The 19,032-nt window shown below is 66.4% G+C and carries 22 protein-coding genes and 1 tRNA gene; 6 read left to right on the top strand and 17 right to left on the bottom strand.

What is annotated here, in order from left to right; all coding sequences use genetic code 11:
• The first annotated feature begins 185 nt into the window (after window positions 1–185).
• Window positions 186–596 carry a group III truncated hemoglobin gene (locus BSG08_RS15480; protein WP_093038841.1) on the top strand — a complete coding sequence of 137 codons (411 nt, stop codon included), beginning with the start codon at window positions 186–188 and terminating at the stop codon, window positions 594–596.
• A gap of 181 nt (window positions 597–777) precedes the next feature.
• A complete protein-coding gene (locus tag BSG08_RS15475) occupies window positions 778–1,035 on the top strand; it encodes a hypothetical protein (protein WP_093038753.1) in 258 nt (85 codons plus the stop codon).
• Between the two features lie 63 nt (window positions 1,036–1,098).
• On the opposite strand, the gene BSG08_RS15470 is transcribed toward BSG08_RS15475, so the two are convergent.
• From BSG08_RS15470 to BSG08_RS15455, 4 genes are read right to left on the bottom strand one after another with little or no spacing between them, the layout of a single operon-like run.
• The gene (locus BSG08_RS15470) at window positions 1,099–3,756 is read right to left on the bottom strand and encodes a DUF2339 domain-containing protein (RefSeq protein WP_093038840.1); all 2,658 of its coding nucleotides are present in this window, start codon (window positions 3,754–3,756) and stop codon (window positions 1,099–1,101) included.
• A gap of 5 nt (window positions 3,757–3,761) precedes the next feature.
• Window positions 3,762–4,748 carry a YcjF family protein gene (locus BSG08_RS15465; RefSeq protein WP_093038752.1) on the bottom strand — a complete coding sequence of 329 codons (987 nt, stop codon included), beginning with the start codon at window positions 4,746–4,748 and terminating at the stop codon, window positions 3,762–3,764.
• On the bottom strand, window positions 4,745–5,191 hold the full coding sequence (locus BSG08_RS15460; protein WP_093038751.1) for a GNAT family N-acetyltransferase: 447 nt from the start codon (window positions 5,189–5,191) through the stop codon (window positions 4,745–4,747). The genes BSG08_RS15465 and BSG08_RS15460 overlap by 4 nt, the downstream gene beginning before the upstream one ends.
• A complete protein-coding gene (locus BSG08_RS15455; RefSeq protein WP_093038750.1) occupies window positions 5,188–6,603 on the bottom strand; it encodes a YcjX family GTP-binding protein in 1,416 nt (471 codons plus the stop codon). The genes BSG08_RS15460 and BSG08_RS15455 overlap by 4 nt, the downstream gene beginning before the upstream one ends.
• Window positions 6,604–6,751: 148 nt before the next feature.
• Between BSG08_RS15455 and BSG08_RS15450 the strand changes: the two genes are divergently transcribed.
• Window positions 6,752–7,372 carry a thiamine phosphate synthase gene (locus BSG08_RS15450; protein WP_093038749.1) on the top strand — a complete coding sequence of 207 codons (621 nt, stop codon included), beginning with the start codon at window positions 6,752–6,754 and terminating at the stop codon, window positions 7,370–7,372.
• On the opposite strand, the gene olsA is transcribed toward BSG08_RS15450, so the two are convergent.
• From olsA to BSG08_RS15435, 3 genes are all read right to left on the bottom strand, one after another.
• Window positions 7,334–8,206 (bottom strand): lyso-ornithine lipid O-acyltransferase, encoded by an 873-nt coding sequence (gene olsA, locus BSG08_RS15445; RefSeq protein WP_245770725.1) that lies wholly within the window; start codon window positions 8,204–8,206, stop codon window positions 7,334–7,336. The two genes, BSG08_RS15450 and olsA, sit on opposite strands and share 39 nt — an antisense overlap.
• Complete coding sequence (gene olsB, locus BSG08_RS15440; protein ID WP_093038748.1) at window positions 8,203–8,970, bottom strand: L-ornithine N(alpha)-acyltransferase; 768 nt, start codon at window positions 8,968–8,970, stop codon at window positions 8,203–8,205. The genes olsA and olsB overlap by 4 nt, the downstream gene beginning before the upstream one ends.
• 108 nt (window positions 8,971–9,078) lie before the next feature.
• Window positions 9,079–9,261, bottom strand: a complete 183-nt coding sequence (locus BSG08_RS15435) for a DUF3553 domain-containing protein (protein ID WP_093038747.1) — start codon at window positions 9,259–9,261, stop codon at window positions 9,079–9,081.
• A gap of 24 nt (window positions 9,262–9,285) precedes the next feature.
• Here BSG08_RS15435 and BSG08_RS15430 point away from each other — a divergent pair, with 24 nt between their 5' ends.
• A complete protein-coding gene (locus BSG08_RS15430) occupies window positions 9,286–9,888 on the top strand; it encodes a histidine phosphotransferase family protein (protein WP_093038746.1) in 603 nt (200 codons plus the stop codon).
• On the opposite strand, the gene BSG08_RS15425 is transcribed toward BSG08_RS15430, so the two are convergent.
• The 8 genes from BSG08_RS15425 to BSG08_RS15390 form a co-directional block, all read right to left on the bottom strand.
• The gene (locus BSG08_RS15425; protein WP_093038745.1) at window positions 9,885–11,150 is read right to left on the bottom strand and encodes a glutamate-5-semialdehyde dehydrogenase; all 1,266 of its coding nucleotides are present in this window, start codon (window positions 11,148–11,150) and stop codon (window positions 9,885–9,887) included. The genes BSG08_RS15430 and BSG08_RS15425 overlap by 4 nt on opposite strands.
• A 22-nt stretch (window positions 11,151–11,172) precedes the next feature.
• Complete coding sequence (gene proB, locus BSG08_RS15420; protein WP_093038744.1) at window positions 11,173–12,279, bottom strand: glutamate 5-kinase; 1,107 nt, start codon at window positions 12,277–12,279, stop codon at window positions 11,173–11,175.
• Complete coding sequence (gene obgE, locus BSG08_RS15415; protein ID WP_093038743.1) at window positions 12,267–13,307, bottom strand: GTPase ObgE; 1,041 nt, start codon at window positions 13,305–13,307, stop codon at window positions 12,267–12,269. Before obgE ends, proB begins: the two co-directional genes overlap by 13 nt.
• A gap of 31 nt (window positions 13,308–13,338) precedes the next feature.
• Window positions 13,339–13,878 carry a GNAT family N-acetyltransferase gene (locus BSG08_RS15410; protein ID WP_093038742.1) on the bottom strand — a complete coding sequence of 180 codons (540 nt, stop codon included), beginning with the start codon at window positions 13,876–13,878 and terminating at the stop codon, window positions 13,339–13,341.
• 186 nt (window positions 13,879–14,064) lie between these two features.
• Entirely contained in the window at window positions 14,065–14,334 is a 270-nt protein-coding gene (gene rpmA / locus BSG08_RS15405; protein ID WP_093038741.1) for a 50S ribosomal protein L27, read from the bottom strand.
• Between the two features lie 11 nt (window positions 14,335–14,345).
• The gene (locus BSG08_RS15400; RefSeq protein WP_093038740.1) at window positions 14,346–14,966 is read right to left on the bottom strand and encodes a 50S ribosomal protein L21; all 621 of its coding nucleotides are present in this window, start codon (window positions 14,964–14,966) and stop codon (window positions 14,346–14,348) included.
• Between the two features lie 197 nt (window positions 14,967–15,163).
• Complete coding sequence (locus BSG08_RS15395) at window positions 15,164–15,970, bottom strand: hypothetical protein (RefSeq protein ID WP_093038739.1); 807 nt, start codon at window positions 15,968–15,970, stop codon at window positions 15,164–15,166.
• Between the two features lie 2 nt (window positions 15,971–15,972).
• Complete coding sequence (locus tag BSG08_RS15390; protein ID WP_093038738.1) at window positions 15,973–16,818, bottom strand: DUF2059 domain-containing protein; 846 nt, start codon at window positions 16,816–16,818, stop codon at window positions 15,973–15,975.
• A 141-nt stretch (window positions 16,819–16,959) separates the two neighbouring features.
• Between BSG08_RS15390 and BSG08_RS15385 the strand changes: the two genes are divergently transcribed.
• Together BSG08_RS15385 and BSG08_RS15380 are read left to right on the top strand one after the other, a co-directional pair.
• Window positions 16,960–17,049, top strand: a tRNA-Ser gene (locus tag BSG08_RS15385).
• 134 nt (window positions 17,050–17,183) lie between these two features.
• Window positions 17,184–18,452, top strand: a complete 1,269-nt coding sequence (locus BSG08_RS15380; protein WP_093038737.1) for a DUF6538 domain-containing protein — start codon at window positions 17,184–17,186, stop codon at window positions 18,450–18,452.
• Here BSG08_RS15380 and BSG08_RS19515 read toward each other — a convergent pair.
• Both BSG08_RS19515 and BSG08_RS15370 read right to left on the bottom strand, forming a co-directional pair.
• On the bottom strand, window positions 18,419–18,562 hold the full coding sequence (locus BSG08_RS19515) for a hypothetical protein (protein WP_175544805.1): 144 nt from the start codon (window positions 18,560–18,562) through the stop codon (window positions 18,419–18,421). The genes BSG08_RS15380 and BSG08_RS19515 overlap by 34 nt on opposite strands.
• Before the next feature lie 73 nt (window positions 18,563–18,635).
• The gene (locus BSG08_RS15370; RefSeq protein WP_093038735.1) at window positions 18,636–18,935 is read right to left on the bottom strand and encodes a DUF2190 family protein; all 300 of its coding nucleotides are present in this window, start codon (window positions 18,933–18,935) and stop codon (window positions 18,636–18,638) included.
• Window positions 18,936–19,032: the final 97 nt, after the last annotated feature.

Genomic DNA, 19,032 nt, shown 5'->3' with positions numbered 1-19,032 from the left:
ATGTCAGGGGGCGGCGCGGTCGTCCATACGCCTTGTCCCGGCGGCTCGACTTGGTCAGAGCGCCGGGCATGTAATTCGAATAATGATCGCAGGGCGTCTCATCATGGCCTGCCTTATAGGACCGGGGGTGCGCCGCGTCCAGAGGGGGGATTGCCATGGCCCGCGCCCCGCGCCACATAGAAGGCATGAGCATCGCCCTGCCCCCGCGTTTTGACATCACCCGCCCGGATATCGAACGGGTCGTCGCGGCCTTCTATGCCGCGGTGCGGGATCATCCGGGCCTTGGGCCGGTCTTTGCGGTGCATGTCACCGACTGGCCCGCGCATGAGGCGAAGGTGGCGGATTTCTGGGCCAACTCCATCCTGCACGAGCGCTGCTATGACGGCAGCCCGATGGAGGCGCATGTCAATGCCCGCAATGTGCAGCCGGGGATGTTCTCGACCTGGCTCGCGCTGTTTGACGGGGTCCTCGCGCGCGAACTGCGCCCCGAACAGGCCGCCGCTTGGTCGGCGCTGGCGCATCGCATCGGGCGCAGCCTGCGCGCGGGCGTGGTGGACCGTTCGACCCATCCGGGAGGCGTACCGAAACTGCGCTGAAACCGGCCAGTTCATGCCAAAACACCCGTTTTCGCTACGCCGAAAAATGCCGAAGGCGGCATTCTGCCTGCCGGATCCGCATTTCAGGCAGGATCGTGCCCGGAATTGCATGACTGTTTGATCGGCGTCTACAGCGCACCCACCTGTGGTGTAGCCTCAAACGGCATGAAAGGAGGGTCCAATGTACACCCCTAACGACGACATCAGGCGGCAATCGCAGCGCGATCTGCAACGTTATGGTCCGCCCGGCTATGAAAGCAGCGGATCGACCCGTGGTGGCCTTGTGGCACTGCTGGTTCTGGTGGTGCTGCTGGGTGGGCTGATTGCCTACAGCAGCCTGAGCGGCGCGCCGGTGGATGAGAACGGAAACCTGACCGACACCACCGCACCGCAGAGCATCACCAACGGCACGACAGCACCCGCAGCCCCGGCCGAATGACCCCCGGCCGGCCTGACCGCGCCTCCGGGCCAACCTGTCCCCGCTCCGGGGGCGCGGCGTCTTTCATCGCGGGTCGGCGTTGCCCATATGCGCCGCAATCCGGGCATTGAGCCAGGCAAGACCCGCCAGCGACAAGCCGAGCCCGAGGAAGGATGCAACGCGCACCAGCCCCGCCAGCCCGGACATGTCGATCAGAAACACCTTGGCCACGGTCAACGCAACCCCGGCCATCGCCAGTCGGCGCAGCATCTCGGACCGGCGCAGCAGCGCCAGAACCAGCAACCCGACCGACACCGCGATCAGCGCCAGCGTATAGCTGTAAAGCTCTCCATCGCTCACCCCCGGCACGCTCAGATCCCGCCCCTGCCAGAGCCGCCGGATCTCCAGCCCCAGATACCACGCCGCATAGGCGCTCGCCGCGACGGCGAAGCCCGCCCGCAGAAGGCGTGGCAGATGCCTCAGCTTCCACGCGCCTGCCGCCAGGACCGCCGCCACCGGCAGATAGGCCGCCGCCAGACTGTCGAGGATCACCGGCCCGATGACCAATTCCTTGCGCCACATGAACGGGATCAGCGGGTTGGTGATCACCGTCTGCGCCACAAGAATCACCAGCGCCACCGCCCCGGTCACCACCGCCAGAGCCATGCGAATGGCCCGCATCACCGCGCCGCCCGGCCTGAGCCGGTAAAGTTGCGCCATCATCGTGGCCAGCCACACCACCGCCATCAGGCCAAGGCCCGCATGTCCCATCGCCCCCGGCTTGCCCAGCCAGCGCTGCAACAGAACGCTGGCAAAAATCGCGGCGATGGACCACAGCGCGCTCTCGATCACGACCCGCGTGGCCCCGCCCGCACGCGCCGCCATCACGCCCCAGGCCACCCCCAGCAGCACAAGCGGCCCGCCATGCGCGAGCAGCACATCGGCCCATCCTGCCTCGTTCACCGCCCAGCCGGGGCCGGGGTCGATCACCAGGCGATATCCGATCACCGCCACGCCCAGCTGCGCCAGCCCGCCCAGGATCGGCAAATCGAACCGCCGGTCGATCGCCGCCGTGGCCAGCACCATCACCGCCAGCGCCAGCGTCAGCGCCGCCTTGCTGAGCATCACGAACAGCGCCAGCGTGATCAGCACGATCGCCGCCCCGGCAAAGATCGCCGCGACCAGCCGCGCCTCGACGCCACCCGCGCGCGTCGCCCACCACACCATCAGCCCCGCCAGCGCCATCAGATGCAGTGCCCAGGCGTAGGATCCGATCACCCCGCCGGGCAGCCACAACAGCTCTAGAATCAGCGCCAGCGCGGGCCCGGTCACGGCGGCGGCCAGCGCCCAGAGGATCACCGGCACCTGCGTCCCCGCCACGCGCATCCGCCCGTGAAACAGCCACGACGCCACCGCCCCGCCGGTCATCAGCAGCGTCGCCGCCAGCGGCATCGGTGTTTCGGGCAGACGCTCCGCCGCAGCCTGAAACCCGGCCCAGACCGGCCCGTGCTCCAGCGCCTCGAGCGCCACCAGCACGAGCGCCGCCAGCGCGGGGATCAGCGCCGCATCCTCCAGTCCGGGGGCCTGCGTCGTGCCCAGAACCAACGCCGCCAGCATCACGGCCAACAGGCCAACCGCCAGCCAGACCAGAAGCGGATCGTACGTCTCGAGCGTCACGTTGATCGCCGCGAGGCTGGCCAGCGCCACCATCGCCAGCGCCAGCCGCACCGGAAATCCGGGATACTCGCCACCTGCCACGATCCGGCGCAACGGCGAATTTCCCGCATGGCGCGGCACCAGCTGGCCCTCCGGCACCAGCACCGCCAGCGGGACCGCCAGCGCCCAGAATCCCAGATAATGCAGCGCCCCGGCCCCGCCCTGATAAAGCAGCGTCGCGCCAAGGGCGGAAACCGCCAGCGCCAATACCGAAATCCACGCCCAGCGGCGCTGTGCATCCACCGCCAGTCCGACCCCGGCGATCACCGCGAAGTAGTAGTAAAACAACCACGCCGCATCCGAGGCCCCCCCCACCAGGAACGGCGCGGCACCCGCCCCGACAAGCCCGAGCGCGGTCAGCGCCGGGCCATAGAACCAGCCCAGCACGATCGCCACGCCCCCCACACCTACCAGCCCGGTCAGCGCCATCCCCGGTCCGACTAACCCGTAGAGCGCGCGCGCCGCCAGCACCCCGGCGAACAGCGTGACGATCCCCGCCCCCGACAGAACCGAGGGCACGCCCGCCGCCCGGCCCTCGTCGCCATGACGGCGGCGAATGACCTCGCCCGCAGCGATCAGCACGGCCCCCAGAAGCAGCGCGCCGACAACCCGCGCGAAGGGCGTGAGCAACCCCTGCTCGACGCCGTATTGCACCATGAATACGCCCGCCAGCGCCAACGATACCCCGGCCACCGCCAGAGCCCAGTTGCTCCTGAGCCAGCGCAGGACCGTCGCCAGACGATCGGCGCGCAGCACGAAGGCACGCGGCGGTGTGCTGCTCTCGGGCGCGGTCCCGACTGGCAATGGTCGCTCCCACGGGCCGGTCAACCCGACCTCCGGCACCACATCGACCGCGGCCTCCGGCACGACATCGTCCGCCACCTCTGGCGCAGACGCCGCCGCCAGCCCTGCCTCCAGCCGCGCCACCCGCGCCCTCAGCCGCGCGTGCGACACCAGCAGATAGGGCACCCCGACCAGCAAGAGCGCCACAGCCCCCAATCCCAACAGCGCAAGGATCGCCTCCATACCGATCATCCCTGTCCGAAAAGTCCGCTCAGCGCACGCCGGACCAGCCATGTCACCGATGGCCTGCGCGCGCGGATGTAAGGCATCGGGCGGCAGACCTCGATCGTGGCCACACCCACCCGCGCGGTCAGCGCGCCGTTGACCACCCCCTCGCCAAACCGGCGCGAGATCTTGGACAGTACGCCGCCCCCCGCCACGCTGCCGATCAGGTCATCGCCGACCGCCACCGCCCCGGTCGCGACCAGATGCGCCATTACTGCGCGCGCCAGCCGCCAGCCGCCCAGAACGCCGGCGCGCCCGCCATAAATCTCGGCCACCCTGCGGATCATCCGCAGATTGGCCACCAGCGCGCCCGCCACGTCCGCCAGCGCCAGCGGCACCAGAGCGGTGATCATCGCCACCTGCCGCGCCGCCAGTTCCACCTCGCGCCGCGCCAGCGCATCGAGCGGGGCCAGAACCTCGGCCTCGGCCAGTCCCAGCAGGGCCTCGGCGTCGAACTGCTCGGCCTCGCGCCCGGCCAGCCGATCCAGCCCCCAGCGAACCTCACCGCGCCCGGAATAGAGCGTCTTCAGCTGCCCCACGACCGCGCGCGCGCCCTCCAGATCCGCCTCGCGCAACGCCGTCGCTGCCTGACGCTGCAGCGCATCGAGCCGCCCCAGTCGGGCAAAACCCGCCGCCTCGCGCAGTGCGATCACCAACGCCACGCCCAGCAGGGCCAGCCCCATCGCCGCCACCACGTAGCCCAGCGTCGGCGCCCGCGCGATCAGGCCGGTGGCGAAATCCCAGGCCGCCACCGACACCACCACGCCGAGAAGCCCAAGCGCCAGCCCCCAGAAGAGTCGCGCCAGCCGTGACGGACGCCGCGCCACGCCCGTCATCACGCCCTGCATCGCCTGCCCCTCGGGCACGACCGTATCGGGCACCGGCGGCGCACGATCCGGCCCGGCGTGCGCCGGGCCTTCCATCTCGATCAGAACCGGTCTCTTGCTCATGCTGCGCCCCCTTGCCCACGCCAGACCATCAGGATATCCGGCAGGCCCTCGTCATTTCCAGCCCCATGACCGCGCGCGACCTCTTCGAAACCTTCGCGGACATAGAACAGCCGGGCGGCGTGATTGGCCTCGAGCACCCATAATTGCAAGGCGTCCGCCTCGGTCTTGGCCTGCATCAGCAGGAGCCGGCCCAGGCCCTGTCCCCGGCGCGCGGGATCAATGTAGAGCGCATGCAGGACCGTCCCGTCGCGCACAATGAACCCGACCACGCCCTGCCCGTCGCGGATCACCCGGACCCACCCGCGCCGGATCACCACGATCAGCGCCCGCAGATCCGCCCGCCTGCTGCGCACCAGCGGCAGCCAGGGCGTCGCACGGGTGAACGCCCAGAGGATCAGCGCAAGACGCGGCAGATGCCAGATCTGTCCGCGCGCTACCCTCACAGCCGGTCCCCGATCAGGAACTGCGCCGCCCGGTCCAGCCGGATATGCGGCGGCCCCTCGCCGGGGCGCAGGCTGAGCGGGGCGGGTGCGAACCGCATCACGCTGTAATCCGCATCCAGCCAGGCCTCGGCGCCGGCGCGGGCCGGGCCGATCAGTTGCGCCGGATCCTCGGGCAACTCGCCAGCGTGGAACGCCGCCTGCCTGCCGCTGTCCAGAAGCTGCCCGCGCACACAGTCCAGATCGCGCCCGCCGTGCGCCACGCGCTCCTCGGTCGTGGCGCGCAGCGCGGCCAGCGCCATCGCCTGCACCTCGGCCCCGGAAAATTCCGCCCGGTCGCGCGCCTCGCGCAGAAGTGCCGCCATGATCGCGCTCAGCCGCCCGTGCTGGCTGTGATGCAGATGATCCGCCTTGGTCGCGGCAAACAGGATTCTCTCCACCCGTCGGCCCAGCAGAAGACGCGCCAGAAACGCATTGCGCCCCGGCCGGAACGCGCCAAGGATCTCGGCCATCGCGCGGCGCATGTCCTCAAGCGCCTGCGGTCCCTTGTGGATAGCATCCAGCGCGTCAACCAGCACCACCTGCCGGTCGATGCGCGCGAAATGATCGCGGAAGAATGGACGCACCACCATGTGCTTGTAAGCCTCGTAGCGGCGCGCCATCTCGGCGCGCAGGCTACCGCGCCCGGCCCCTGGAACCTGCGGCAGCGGCGCGAATGTCACCACCGGCGACCCCGCCAGATCGCCGGGCAACAGAAACCGCCCAGGCGTGCAGTCATAGAACCCGGCGGCGCGCGCGTCCTCCAGATAGGCGGTAAAACCACGTGCCAGCGTCTGCGCCGTCGGCTCTGCCAGCCGCGCCGCGCCATCGACCTGCGCCACCTGCGCCAGATAGCCTGCCGCCTCCGCACGCGTCGCGATCCGTCCCAGAACCTCGGCCGACCAGACGTCATAACTCTTGTCCAGAAGTGCGAGATCCAGCAGCCATTCGCCCGGATAATCCACGATATCGAGATGCACCACTCGTGGCCCGGTGACCCCGGCCAGCAGACCCGCAGGCCGCACCCGCAGCGACAGGCGCAATTCGGACACGGCGCGCGTGCTCTCGGGCCAGTGCGGCGCGGGGCCGGTCAGCGCCGCCAGATGCGTCTCGTAATCGAACCGCGGCAGCGTGACATCGGGCTGCGGTTGCAGATAGGCCGCCACGATCCGCCCCTCGGCCGCCGCCATTAGGCCCGGCATCCGTGCCCGGTCCAGCAGATTGGCCACCAGTGAGGTGATGAAGACCGTCTTGCCCGCCCGCGCAAGGCCGGTGACGCCCAGCCGGATCACCGGCTCGAAAAACGCCTGTCCCACCCGGTCGCCCAGGCCCTCGATCCCGCGCGTCAGCCCCTCTGCCAGCCCTGCAATCGCCAAACACTGCCCCTTTCATATTCCGGCGCAGGATAGACCCGCCACGCCGTGCTTGCTAGGGGCCTTTGCGCCGGAAAGAAGCCTCTGCGCCCCAATGGTCAAAGCGGATTTTCCACGCTATGAGAGGCGAAATTCAACTGGAGTGCCCGCAATGGCCGACGCCGAGCAGCCGCAAATCTATCTCATCACCCCGCCCGATTTCGAACTGAGCAGCTTTCCCGGCATGCTCGCGGCGGTGCTCGATGCGCATCCCGTCGCCTGCGTGCGACTCTGGCTTGCCACGCGCGACGAGGACCGCATCGCACGCGCCGCCGACGCCTGCCGCGAGGTAACCCATGCCCGCGACGTGGCGCTGGTGCTCGACAGCCATGTCGGCATGGTCGAACGGATGGGTCTGGACGGCGTGCATCTGCCCGACGCCGGGCGCTCGGTCAGGGTCGCACGCAAGAATCTGGGTGAGGATGCCATCATCGGGTCGTTCTGCGGCACCTCTCGCCATGACGGCATGACCGCCGGCGAGGCGGGCGCGGATTACGTGGCCTTCGGCCCGGTCGGCGGCGCGAACCTCGGGGACGGACGCCATGCAGAGGCCGGGCTGTTCGAGTGGTGGAGCGCGATGATCGAACTGCCCGTGGTGGCCGAAGGCGCGCTTGACGAGGATCTGATCCGGCAACTCGCGCCGCTCACGGATTTTTTCGCGATAGGTGAAGAGATCTGGCATGCGCCGGATCCGTCAGCGGCGCTGGGCCGTCTCATCGCCGCGATGGGCTGAGGCGGCGCGGCGGTGCCCCGCTGGCATACCCGCCCTTACCTGCGCCTCCACCGCGGCGGCCAACGCCTTGCGATCGGCAAATTCATCCACCTTTACAGGCGGGTGATAGATGACCCTGACAGCACCCTGCCGCCTTGCGCCCAACACCTGAACAAGGTGCGCGCCAAAGTTCATGTCGCCCCACCACCCATAGAACCGGGGATCGGCACCTGGCGGGGCCTCGTAAATCACGCTGACCGGCTGAATGCGCAACCGGTGCCGTAGCGGCTGGCTAAAGAATGCCTGAAAGAGTGTTGATTTGAATGGCAGAACCCGCATCCCGTCGGTCGAGCTTCCCTCGGGGAAAAAGAGCAGTTTGTGTCCGATCAGCAGGCGCTTCTCGAACAGCTTTGTCTGTGCCCGCGCCTCTCTGGGATCGCGGTTGATGAACACGGTTCCGGTGACCTTCGCCAGCGTTCCGATTCCAGGCCAGTCCGCCACCTCGGATTTCGAGACGAAATAAACCCGCTTGCACGCATTGAGCGCAAAGATATCCAGCCATGACGAATGGTTGGCGACGACTGCGCCGGATTCGATCATCGGGGTGCCCTGCACGTCGTGCCGCATCCCCAGGATCAGGAAAGCCGTCCGGCAAACCCATTGCGTGATGAACGGCGTCCAGGGTCGGTGCAGCTTGAAAACAGGTCTTTCGATCATCCGCAGAACGACGGTTGCCAGCACGCCAAGAAGCAGAATTCCAACCAGCGGCACACCCCGCAGGACCACTCGCAGCAGTTGCCCCGCGCCCAACCTGATCTCGGGCGGCGGATCGACCGATCTCCAGGTGAAGGTCACTCTTCAAGATCCTTTGAGTAAATGGATTTTTGTGATTCCGTCAGATTGGCCGTATCGAGAATCAGGCAGACATCCGTGGTGTTGAACGCATGATCGAGATAGGCCCCCTCGCCGACATGGCCGCCCAGCCTGAGATAGGCCTTGATCAGCGCGGGCACCTGAACCATCGCCGCGCGCCGGTCCAGATCCTCCTCGGCAATCAGATCCATGCGCTGACGATGATCGGGCCGCGCCCGCACCCGCAGACCCTCGGGCGCAAGATGCCGATGATGCAACAGCGACAGGGGTTGCGCCAGATTCGCCACGTCGGTGCCGTGAAAACTCGCCACGCCGAACAGGATCTCGATATCGTGGTCCGCGACATAGCGCGCCAGCGCGTTCCAGAGATGATACATGCCCCGCCCGCCGCGATAGGGCCGGGCCAGACAGGAGCGCCCCAGTTCCATCAGTCTGCGCCCGCTGCGCCTGAGCGCCGTCAGATCGTATTCATCCTCGGAATAGAACTGTCCGGCGCGTGCCGCCTGATCGTCGCGCAGCACCCGATAGACACCCACGACCTCGGCGTTGCTGGCATCGTCGATCAGCAGAAGATGATCGAAATACGGATCGAAACGGTCCCGCTCCAGACGCGCGGTGTGATCCACCAACACGCCATCGCCGCCCAGTTCCTCGACAAATACCTCATAGCGCAACCGTTGGGCTGCCTGCAGCTCTTCGGGGGTGCTGGCGAGCCTGACGCGGAATATGGGTGTTCTGGGGGTCATAGGCCTCGTCTTTGCGCTGTCTCGCGCCTTCTAGGCAAGCCCGGTCAAAAGTGCAACGACCACGCTGGCGCGGGCAACCTGCCGCTGTTAACGCTTTGCTAACCCGGATCAGGGATCAAGAACAGGTAACAGTTCGACCCTTGTGCCATCAATCAGCACCTTGCCCACTTCACGAAAGTTGACGGTGATGCGCCCAGCGACGTTTGACTGCACCTGTCCCACGCCCCAATCGGGCCGGTCTGGGTGCCGCACCAGCATCCCCGGCTCCAGTATCGAATTCAGATCGCCCATATCGCGCCCCGCCGGAGAAGTACCATGCCGCAAGACCGCCTTACGCTCGCAACCCTGACAGGCTCGCGCATCTGTCACGATCTGGCAAGCCCTCTCGGCTCTGTCGTCAACGGTCTCGAATTGCTGGAGCTTTCGGGCATGCGTGACAGCCCGGAACTGGCCCTGATCCGCGAGAGCATCGCCGGGGCGCGGGCGACGCTCGAATTGCAACGTCTGGCCTTTGGCAATCCCTCTTCGGATCATGGCCTTGGCACCGAGGTGCTGCATCAGATACTGGTCGCGCATTACCGCGCCAGACCGCGCCTGACGGTGGAATGGTTCGCCCAAGGCACGATCAGCCGCGTGATGACCCAGATCCTGCTGCTGGCGGTTCTCGCCGCCGAACAGGCGTTGCCGCGCGGCGGCATGCTGACGATCCGGCAAACCGGCAAGACCTGGCAGATTATCGCGCGCGGCGAGAGCGTGAGCCCTGACATGACCCTGTGGGAGGCGATGGAAGGGCGCGCGCCCATGCCATCTCCCGATCCGCGGACCTGTCATTTTTTCATTCTGAAAGAGTGTCTTGAAGCAAACAACTCATTCATCTCAATCACACGGGACGAGGCGGAATTCCGTCTCATGCTCTAGCTGCGCACGGTTCCGTCGCCCTCGACCAAATACTTGAAGCTGGTCAACTGCGCCGCCCCGACCGGACCGCGCGCATGCATCTTGCCGGTTGCGATTCCGATCTCGGCCCCCATGCCGAACTCGCCGCCATCGGCAAACTGGGTCGAGGCGTTTCGCATCAGAATCGCGCTGTCGAGCCGGGCAAAGAACCGCGCGCCCGCCGCGTCATCCTCGGTCACGATGCAATCGGTGTGGTTCGAGCCGTAGCGCCGGATGTGGCCTATCGCATCGTCGATGTCGTCGACCACCTTGACCGCGATGATGCTGTCCAGATACTCCCGCCCCCAATCGCCGTCAGCGGCCGCAACCGTGCCCGCGATGCCCCGCAACGCCGCATCGGCGCGCACCTCGACCCCGGCCCCGATCAGCCCGCGGATCACGCCCTGCCCGATGGTGTCGGCGATGTCGCGATGCACCAGCAGGCATTCGGCGGCCCCGCAAACGCCCGTCCGCCGCGTCTTGGCGTTGAGCACGACGCGCAGCGCCTTTTCCGGGTCCGCCGCGCGGTCAATGTAGATATGCACGATCCCCTCAAGATGGGCAAAGACCGGCACCCGCGCCTCGCGCTGCACCAGCCCCACCAGCCCCTTGCCGCCACGCGGCACGATCACGTCGATCGTGTCGGTCATCGTCAGCATGGCCTGCACCGCGGCCCGGTCGCGCGTCGGCACCAGTTGAATCGCGTCCTCCGGCAATCCCGCCGCGCGCAGCCCCGCCACAAGGCAGGCATGGATCGCCGCCGAGGAATGAAAGCTCTCGGAGCCACCGCGCAGGATCACCGCGTTGCCCGACTTGAGGCAGAGCGCGCCTGCGTCAGCCGTCACGTTGGGGCGGCTCTCGTATATCACGCCGACCACGCCCAGCGGCGTGCGCACCCGCCGGATATGCAGCCCCGAAGGCTGGTCCCATTCGGCCAGAACCTCGCCTACCGGATCATCCTGCGCCGCCACCGCACGCAGTCCAGCGACGATCCCCGCGAGCCGCGCCTCATCGAGTGCCAGACGGTCCATCATCGCCGCCGACAGCCCCTTGTTGCGGCCATAGGCGAGATCCTCGGCATTGGCCGCCAGAATATTCGCGCGCGCAGCAAGCACCGCATCCGCCGCCGCCTCGAGCGCGCGTCGCTTGCTTTCGGCGCTGGCCACCGCCAGATCCGCCGCCGCCGCCCTGGCGCGCGCGCCGATGTCGGCCATCAGGCTGACGATGTCGGTGTGATCTTTCATGCCCTGCCCTCCGGACCTCGGTTCAGAATGCCATATCGTCGCGATGCATCAAGGGTCCGCGTGGCGGATAGCCCAGCACCGGCTCTATCTGTTCCGAACGCAGCCCCCTGATCCGCACCGCATCCGGCGCATCATACCGCACCAGCCCTTGCCCCAGAACCCGTCCCGACTGATCCGCCACCTCGACCGGATCGCCGCGGCCAAACCGGCCCTCGACTCCTGTCACTCCGGCAGGCAGCAGGCTGCTGCCTGCGGCAAGCGCGCGCGCCGCACCCGCATCGACCGTGACCCGCCCCTTGGGCTTCATCGCCGCTATCCAGGCCTTGCGTTTCTGCTGTGGATCGCCCTGGGCCAGAAACCATGTCGCGGGGGCACCCTCTTCCAGTGCCCGGATGGGATGCAGCACCGCGCCCTGGGTGATCGCCATGTCGCACCCGCCCGCGGTGGCGGTCCGCGCCGCCATCAGCTTGGTCTTCATGCCGCCCTTGCTCAGCCCCGATCCCGCATCGCCCGCCATCGCCTCGATCTCGGGCGTGATCGCCTCGATCACGTCGAAACGGCGCGCGGTCGGATCCTGCGCCGGATTGGCTGTGTAGAACCCGTCCACATCCGACAACAGGATCAACTGATCGGCCCCAGCCGTCACCGCCACCTGCGCCGCCATCCGGTCGTTGTCGCCATAGCGGATTTCGTCGGTCGCCACGGTGTCGTTCTCGTTCACGATGGGCACCGCGCCCAGGCGCAGCAACTGCTCCAGCGTGGCGCGGGAATTGAGATAGCGCCGCCGGTCGGCGCTGTCCTCGAGCGTGACCAGAACCTGCGCCGCGGTGATGCCATGCGCGCCCAGTGCGGCGTCATAGGCCCCGGCAAGACGGATCTGCCCCACCGCCGCCGCCGCCTGCGACTGTTCCAGAGACAGTTCCGTCATCGGCAGGCCCAGCACCCCGCGCCCGAGCGCGATCGACCCCGACGAGACGAGAATCACATCGGTCCTTCGCGCGCGCAGACGCACCACGTCCTCGGCCAGTGCGGCCAGCCATTCGGCGCGCAACGCGCCGCTGGCCCGGTCCACCAGAAGGGCCGAACCGACCTTGATCACCAGCCGCCTTGCCTTGCCTACGGTTGCCACGGCGCGTCGTCATCCTCTGCTGCCACCTTGTGACGCAACCTGTCATGGTCGATCCGACCGCGCAGCGCGCGCAGGACATCCGTCAGCCCCTCACGGGTGACCCCCGACATCATCATCACCGGCCCGCCCGCCGCCTCTTCCAGTTCGGCCCGCGCCATGGCGCGTTCTTCGTCGTCCAGCGCGTCGATCTTGTTCAATGCCGTCAGGCGCGGTTTGTCGGCAAGATCGTCGCCATACATCTCCAGTTCGGTGATGATCGTCTGATAATCCTCTGCAATCGTCGCCGAAGTGCCATCGACCAGATGCAAAAGCACCGCGCAACGCTCGACATGGCCGAGGAACAGATCGCCCAACCCCTTGCCCTCATGCGCGCCGCCGATCAGGCCGGGAATATCGGCAACGACGAATTCCACCTCGTCCACACCGACAACCCCCAGATTGGGATGCAGCGTGGTGAACGGGTAATCGGCGATCTTGGGCCGCGCGTTGGAACAGGCCGCAAGAAAGGTGGACTTGCCCGCATTGGGCAGACCCAGCAACCCCACATCGGCAATCAGTTTCAATCGCAGCCAGATCGTGCGCTCGATCCCCTCCTGCCCCGGGTTGGCACGACGCGGGGCCTGATTGGTCGAGGTCTTGAACCGCAGGTTGCCCCAGCCGCCATTCCCCCCCTGCGCCAGCAGCACCCGCTGCCCCACCTGGGTCATGTCGGCGATCACCGTCTCCATGTCCTCGTCCAGGATCTCGGTGCCCACGGGCACGCGCAGCACGATGTCGTCGCCGCTCGCGCCGGTCCGCTGCCGCCCCATGCCGGGCTGACCGCTCCGGGCAAAGAAATGCTGCTGATATCGGAAATCAATCAGGGTGTTCAGCCCATCGACCGCCTCGGCCCAGACCGAGCCGCCATTGCCGCCATCGCCGCCATCGGGTCCGCCGAATTCGATGAACTTCTCTCGCCGGAAACTGACCGCGCCCGCCCCGCCGCCACCCGAACGGATATAGACCTTTGCGAGATCGAGAAATTTCATGCACTGTCCTCTCGCAAAGATCGGCGTCGCCTCACTTTGCCTTTCTGCTGTAGGTCCATGTCGGCACGGTCGCGTTGCGCGCCACACAAAAGGCTTCGGCATCTCCCAGATACTGAAACCCGCAATTCGTCAAGACCCGCGCCGAGGCGGTGTTGTCCTGAAACACGGAGGCAAAGATCGTGCGCGCACCATGCGGATTGGCCGCAAGCAATGCCTCGACCGCCGCCGAGGCGACGCCAGCGTTCCAGTAGGCGGGGGCCACCCAATAGGAGATCTCCGATTGTCCCTCATCCACGCGCATGAGGCTGATCAGCCCCATCACCTCGGACGCGCCGGATCGCGAACCGTCGATCGCCCAGACATCCTCGGCCCGGTCCTCGGCATGCGCACGCGCGATCAGCGCCTCTGTCGCGCCGGGCGGCAGGGGGTGCGGAATGCTGCTGGTGCAACGCGCCACCCGGACGTCACCCGCGTTGAGCGCGATCAGCCCCGCGTCGGAATTGCGCAGCGGGCGCAGATCGAACCGCTCCGCCGCAATCACCGGCTGATTGACGATGGTTTCGTATTTCATGCGCTTTCTCCTCCGGTCAGCGCCTTGGCCATGGCAGAAACATGGGAATCCCCTGACAAAGCACAACCGGCATATCGCGAGATTGTGCAGTCATTCGGGCAGGGATGTGCCAACCCCCGCCCCGGAATTAAAAAAGGACCGGCGATGTCGCCGATCCCCTTGTTGTTCAAAAACCTTAAGGTCGGCTTACTCTGCGGCCTCCGCCACTGGCAGAACCGAAATGAAGGTGCGCCCCTTGAGGCCCTTGTGGAATTTCACGGCGCCTTCCGCCACGGCGAACAGCGTGTGATCCTTGCCTTCGCCGACATTCAGGCCCGGCCAGAACTTGTTGCCGCGCTGACGCACGATAATATTGCCTGGGATCACGGCCTCGCCGCCATATTTCTTGACGCCAAGACGGCGGCCGTCAGAGTCGCGCCCGTTGCGGGATGAACCGCCTGCTTTCTTGTGTGCCATTGGGTCTCTCCTTAGCCTTTTGTCAGTTCTTTGGCCTGTTCGATCCAGCCTTCACGCTCGATCCGGCCCTTGAACGACAGTTTCTCGTCCATAGCAGCAACATCCGCCTCAGTCCATGCCGCGATCTGGGCAAAGGAGGTGACACCGGCCTCGAGCAGCTTTTTCTCCAGCGCAGGGCCGACGCCGCTGAGCTGTTTGAGGTCATCGGTATCCTTGGCGGGCGCCGCCGCCTTCTTTGCCGCTTTCGGTGCCGCAGCCGCAGTCACAGCCGCCCCGGAGACAGCACCGGTTGCCGCCCGCACGCCGGTTTTCTCGGCGCCGCTGGCAAGGATCTCGGTCACCCGCAGCAGCGTCAGCTTCTGACGGTGGCCGCGTGTGCGTTGCGAGCCATGCTTGCGGCGGCGCTTGATGAAACTGATGACCTTGTCAGCCTTGACCTGGTCGATCACCTCGGCCTGCACCGCGGCACCGGCCACAAAGGGCGCGCCCACGACCGGCGCGTCGCCGCCCAGCATCAGAATCTCGTTGAACTGAACTTTCTCGCCGGCATCCGCCGCAAGCTTTTCGACACGGAGCATGTCACCCGACTGCACCCTGTACTGCTTGCCGCCGGTCTTGAGAACCGCAAACATCGTATTTCCTTTTCGTTTCCGCGCTCTGTGGTCCCCGCGTCACGGGCGTTTGCGGCCACATTGGCCACCTCGAACAGCGCACCCTCATGGGTGTCATTCAAACACAAACCCGGCAAGATCATCCCGCCGGGTTGCGCGCATATGAGCCAATGACAGGCCAAAGTCAAGAGGCCGCGCACCCGCAGCCCGGTCAGGACCTACAGATCCTCACCCCGCATCTGCAACGCCACGGCCAGTCCCAGACGATAGGACAGATCCTCATACATCGCGTCATAGGCGGTAAAGAGCGCGCGGTTCAGGTCACGCCCCTCGGCGCTGCGCCAAAGGTCCGCGTAATCCGCAAGCGTCTCAGCGCCGAGTGGCTCGTAGGCCATCACCAGATAGGCGTGCAGCCAGTCGCCGGTCTGCTGGCGCATCTCATCTTCCTGCGCCCAGATCTCGGCCAGCATCTCGTCTTCGCCCAGATCAAGCCCACCACCATCGGCAAGCCCGCGGTAGAACGACAGATTGGAATTGAGCGCGGCCGCCACATTGCGCTCTGTCAGATCGCTGTCCGCGATGATCTCGCTGACCTGATCCACCAGCGGTGCACCCTCCGCGGCCATCCGCGCATATACAGCCTCTGCCGCCGCCTCCGCCGCATCGTCGAGCAAGGCCCGGCGCGCGGCAAGTTCCAGCGCCACGATTTCGGCCCCCGGTCCCTCGAAAAACGCCAGCAGCGTCGCCACATCCACGCCCGCCATCGCCTCGGAGAACCGCGCGCTGACCTTTGCCAGCATCGCCTCGTCATCATAGACCTTGTCCACCACCCGGCCCCAGCGGGCGCGCTCTGCGTCGCCCAGCATCTCCTTGCCGACATCACCGCCATAGCGCAGCCCCTCGGCGCGCATGATCCCGACAGTCTCTTCAAACCGCAACGCCTGCATGAGCCGTGCGATCTCATCCGCCCGCACCGGCAGCACCATCACCGCCACCGCCAGACAAGCCGCCGCAAGCGCCCGCATACTCAGAGTTCCTGCACCGGGTGCATTTCGGCCATGCGCACCGCCAGCACCTCGAACCGGTTGGCCATGATCTCGTATTGCACCGCGTTCATCAGTTCATAGACCTGCTGCATCACCGGATGTTCCAGCGCATCGACATAGGCGCGCAGATCTTCTGTCGAGAGCGCCTGGTAGGTATAGGCCGAATTGGCCAGCGCCGCGGCGTCCAGCGCCTCGCGCAGCGAATCCTCTCCCTGCGCCAGCACGGATCGCAGCGCGTCCTCGTCAACCTCATAGCCCAGCACCCCGGCATAGGACGCCGCCAGCAGGAACCGCAGCTGTATCTCCTGCACCGCGCGCACACCGGTATCGGCACTGTCAATCGCCTCGCGCATGTTCTCCAGAACCTCGATGCGCCCGGTCTCCATCTCCGCCAGCAGCGCCTCGCCCTCCGCCCGCCGCGCGGCGTCGTCCTCATGCAGATGCGAGGCGTTCTCGACCTCGACCAGCCGCTGACCCAGTTCCGAGGCGTAGAACTCTGCCGCATGGCCCAGCATCTCGTCGCTCAGCGTGCCCGCCAGAATATCAAGCCCCATCGTCCGCATCCGTTCGGTATCAAACACCTCACCCGCCACGCGAGCCCAGTCCGCGCCGAAATCGCTGGTGGTCAGGCCCAGCATCGCGGGCGCATCCGCCGCCGCCAGCGCGATGCTGTCCAGCGCCACGCCAAACCCCGTCACCTCCAGAAACGCCTCCAGCCGCTCGCGATCCGCCGCTCGCGCAGCCCCCGCCGCGATGGCCAGCAGGATGAACCCGGCACACAGGGTCAGAACAAGGCGTGCGGGGGCACGCGAACGGGGCATGGGCATGTAGACGATCCTTCGTGGCGCACCAGGCATGAGGCGGGCAAATCACCCTTGTTCCCAACCTAGGCAAATTATCCCGCAAAACAATGCAAAACCCCTTGCTCCCCCAGTCAAACGCGATTACACGCCCCACCAGATCCCCGCGGAGAGGTGCCGGAGTGGTCGAACGGGGCGGTCTCGAAAACCGTTGTGGGGGCAACCCCACCCAGGGTTCGAATCCCTGTCTCTCCGCCAAATTTCTCAGGCAATCCAGAGAATTTTTCCATTAAAAACAGGATATTAGGCAACAGCATGGGAAACCAGCGGTTGACAATGATCCACTTTTTTGTCCACATTTTTGCTACATCGTCCGCCACTGAGGTGTAGCCATGACGCTCAAGAAGATCGGGAAGACCTACCATCTGCGCCGCCGGGTGCCCAAGCGGTTCGCGGCCATAGAGCCGCGCGAACTGGTCTCCCAGAGCCTTCACACCGACTCGGAGCAACTGGCCAAGCTGAAGGCAGACGCCGCATGGGCGGAACTGATAGAGGGCTGGGAAGCCCGTCTGGCGGGCGACACGGACGATGCGGAGCGACGTTTCGAGGCTGCCCGCGAACTGGCGGAGCGCCGGGGCTTCCGCTACCTGCCCGTCGCCAAGGTGACTTCCCTGCCCGAGACGGACCTTCTGGAACGTATAGAGGCCGTGCCAGAGCACAAGGGCGAGCCGAACATGGCAGAGGCTGCCGCGCTCTTGGGCGGCGTCTCCGAGCCGCCTGTGACCGTCTCGCGGGCGCTGGCGCTCTATTGGGGCTTGGCCAAGGACAAGACGCTGGGCAAGAGCGAAGACCAACTTCGCCGCTGGGAGAATCCGCGAAAGAAGGCCGTGGCGAACTTCATCGCCGTTGTCGGCGACAAGCCCCTGCCCGAGATAACCGGCGACGACATGCTGACCTTCCGGGACTGGTGGATTGACCGCATCGCGGACGAAGACCTGACTCCGAACAGCGCCAACAAGGACCTGATTCATCTGGGCGACGTGCTGAAGACCGTGAACCGCATGAAGCGCCTCGGGCTGGTGCTGCCCCTGTCCGACCTGTCCTTGAAAGAGGGCGAGGCAGCCAAGCGCCCGCCCTTCTCTGTCGCATGGATACGCGACCACTTGTTGAAGCCGGGGGCGCTGGACGGCCTCAACGAAGAGGCCAGAGCGATCTTGCTCGTGATGGTGAACACGGGATGCAGGCCATCCGAGATTGCGGCGCTGACGCCCGAGACCATCCACCTGAGCGCCAACGTCCCGCACATCTCGATTGAGCCTGTAGGCCGCCAACTCAAGAGCCGCCGCGCCCGGCGCAAGATTGCCCTGACCGGCGTCAGCTTGGAGGCCATGCGCCGCTTCCCCAACGGCTTCCCCCGCTACCGCGACAAGTCGGGGCTGTCTGGCGCGGTGAACAAGTTCCTGCGCGAGAACGGGTTGTTGGAGACGGACAGTCATTCGCTCTATTCGCTACGACACTCGTTTGAAGACCGGCTGATGGCAGCCAAGGTGGATGAACGGCTGCGGCGCGACCTGATGGGGCACCGGCTGACCCGCGAAGAGTATGGCGACGGGGCGTCACTGGCCCATCAGCAAGAAGAGTTGCTGCGGATAGCGTTCTGAGCCACCACGGCGCGTGCGCGAGCCACCACATCGCCAGCCGTTTCGGCTTCGGCGATCAGGGCGTCAAGGCGCTGGAAGATCGGCGCATAGACAGCATCGGCCACTACCATCAACGCCACCTTGTCACGCGCCCGGTGCATGCGCGCTAGGCGGGAGTCAATGGTAGTGGCCGCGCCCATCAGCTTAGATGCTGCCGTTCAGGCGCACATTCACGGCGCTGGACGGGTTCCCGGCGGCGGTGACGGCAACGCCGATCAGGTTGTTGTTGCCGGTGTCGTCGTCGGACGTGGCCAGCCCGGCGCTGTCGTCCCAATAAACCGGGTCGCCCACGGCCAGCACGTCGGTTGAGGGCTTGGGCATCTCGAAGACGCCCGTGGTGGCGAGAGTCAGCATGTCGCCGATCTCGGCGTCCCCGAAGGCGATGCCGAAGAGGCTGCCGATCAGGACGCCGTCGCCGGAACTGGCGGCGGCTGCGGCGGTCACGGTGAATCGCTCCGGGTTTGTCGGAGACCATCAACTTAAGTAAGGATGATGGTTATGACGAAAAGCAAAATGGCAAATCGCTACTCGCCCGAGGTCC

It is taken from the genome of Roseovarius azorensis (genome assembly GCF_900109455.1).
GTDB lineage: Bacteria > Pseudomonadota > Alphaproteobacteria > Rhodobacterales > Rhodobacteraceae > Roseovarius > Roseovarius azorensis.
Note: the sequence above shows the minus strand (reverse complement) of the source record. Positions and strands in the feature narration are given on the sequence as shown.

Coding starts and splice junctions, on each gene's coding strand:
- BSG08_RS15400 (WP_093038740.1), bottom strand. CDS start 14,966: ATGTTTGCGGTTCTCAAGACCGGCGGCAAGCAGTACAGGGTGCAGTCG.
- obgE (WP_093038743.1), bottom strand. CDS start 13,307: ATGAAATTTCTCGATCTCGCAAAGGTCTATATCCGTTCGGGTGGCGGC.
- BSG08_RS15430 (WP_093038746.1), top strand. CDS start 9,286: ATGCCGCAAGACCGCCTTACGCTCGCAACCCTGACAGGCTCGCGCATC.
- BSG08_RS15435 (WP_093038747.1), bottom strand. CDS start 9,261: ATGGGCGATCTGAATTCGATACTGGAGCCGGGGATGCTGGTGCGGCAC.
- BSG08_RS15410 (WP_093038742.1), bottom strand. CDS start 13,878: ATGAAATACGAAACCATCGTCAATCAGCCGGTGATTGCGGCGGAGCGG.
- rpmA (WP_093038741.1), bottom strand. CDS start 14,334: ATGGCACACAAGAAAGCAGGCGGTTCATCCCGCAACGGGCGCGACTCT.
- BSG08_RS15480 (WP_093038841.1), top strand. CDS start 186: ATGAGCATCGCCCTGCCCCCGCGTTTTGACATCACCCGCCCGGATATC.
- olsB (WP_093038748.1), bottom strand. CDS start 8,970: ATGACCCCCAGAACACCCATATTCCGCGTCAGGCTCGCCAGCACCCCC.
- BSG08_RS15380 (WP_093038737.1), top strand. CDS start 17,184: ATGACGCTCAAGAAGATCGGGAAGACCTACCATCTGCGCCGCCGGGTG.
- BSG08_RS15450 (WP_093038749.1), top strand. CDS start 6,752: ATGGCCGACGCCGAGCAGCCGCAAATCTATCTCATCACCCCGCCCGAT.
- BSG08_RS15395 (WP_093038739.1), bottom strand. CDS start 15,970: ATGCGGGCGCTTGCGGCGGCTTGTCTGGCGGTGGCGGTGATGGTGCTG.
- BSG08_RS19515 (WP_175544805.1), bottom strand. CDS start 18,562: ATGGTAGTGGCCGATGCTGTCTATGCGCCGATCTTCCAGCGCCTTGAC.
- BSG08_RS15425 (WP_093038745.1), bottom strand. CDS start 11,150: ATGAAAGATCACACCGACATCGTCAGCCTGATGGCCGACATCGGCGCG.
- BSG08_RS15475 (WP_093038753.1), top strand. CDS start 778: ATGTACACCCCTAACGACGACATCAGGCGGCAATCGCAGCGCGATCTG.
- BSG08_RS15390 (WP_093038738.1), bottom strand. CDS start 16,818: ATGCCCATGCCCCGTTCGCGTGCCCCCGCACGCCTTGTTCTGACCCTG.
- BSG08_RS15470 (WP_093038840.1), bottom strand. CDS start 3,756: ATGGAGGCGATCCTTGCGCTGTTGGGATTGGGGGCTGTGGCGCTCTTG.
- BSG08_RS15465 (WP_093038752.1), bottom strand. CDS start 4,748: ATGAGCAAGAGACCGGTTCTGATCGAGATGGAAGGCCCGGCGCACGCC.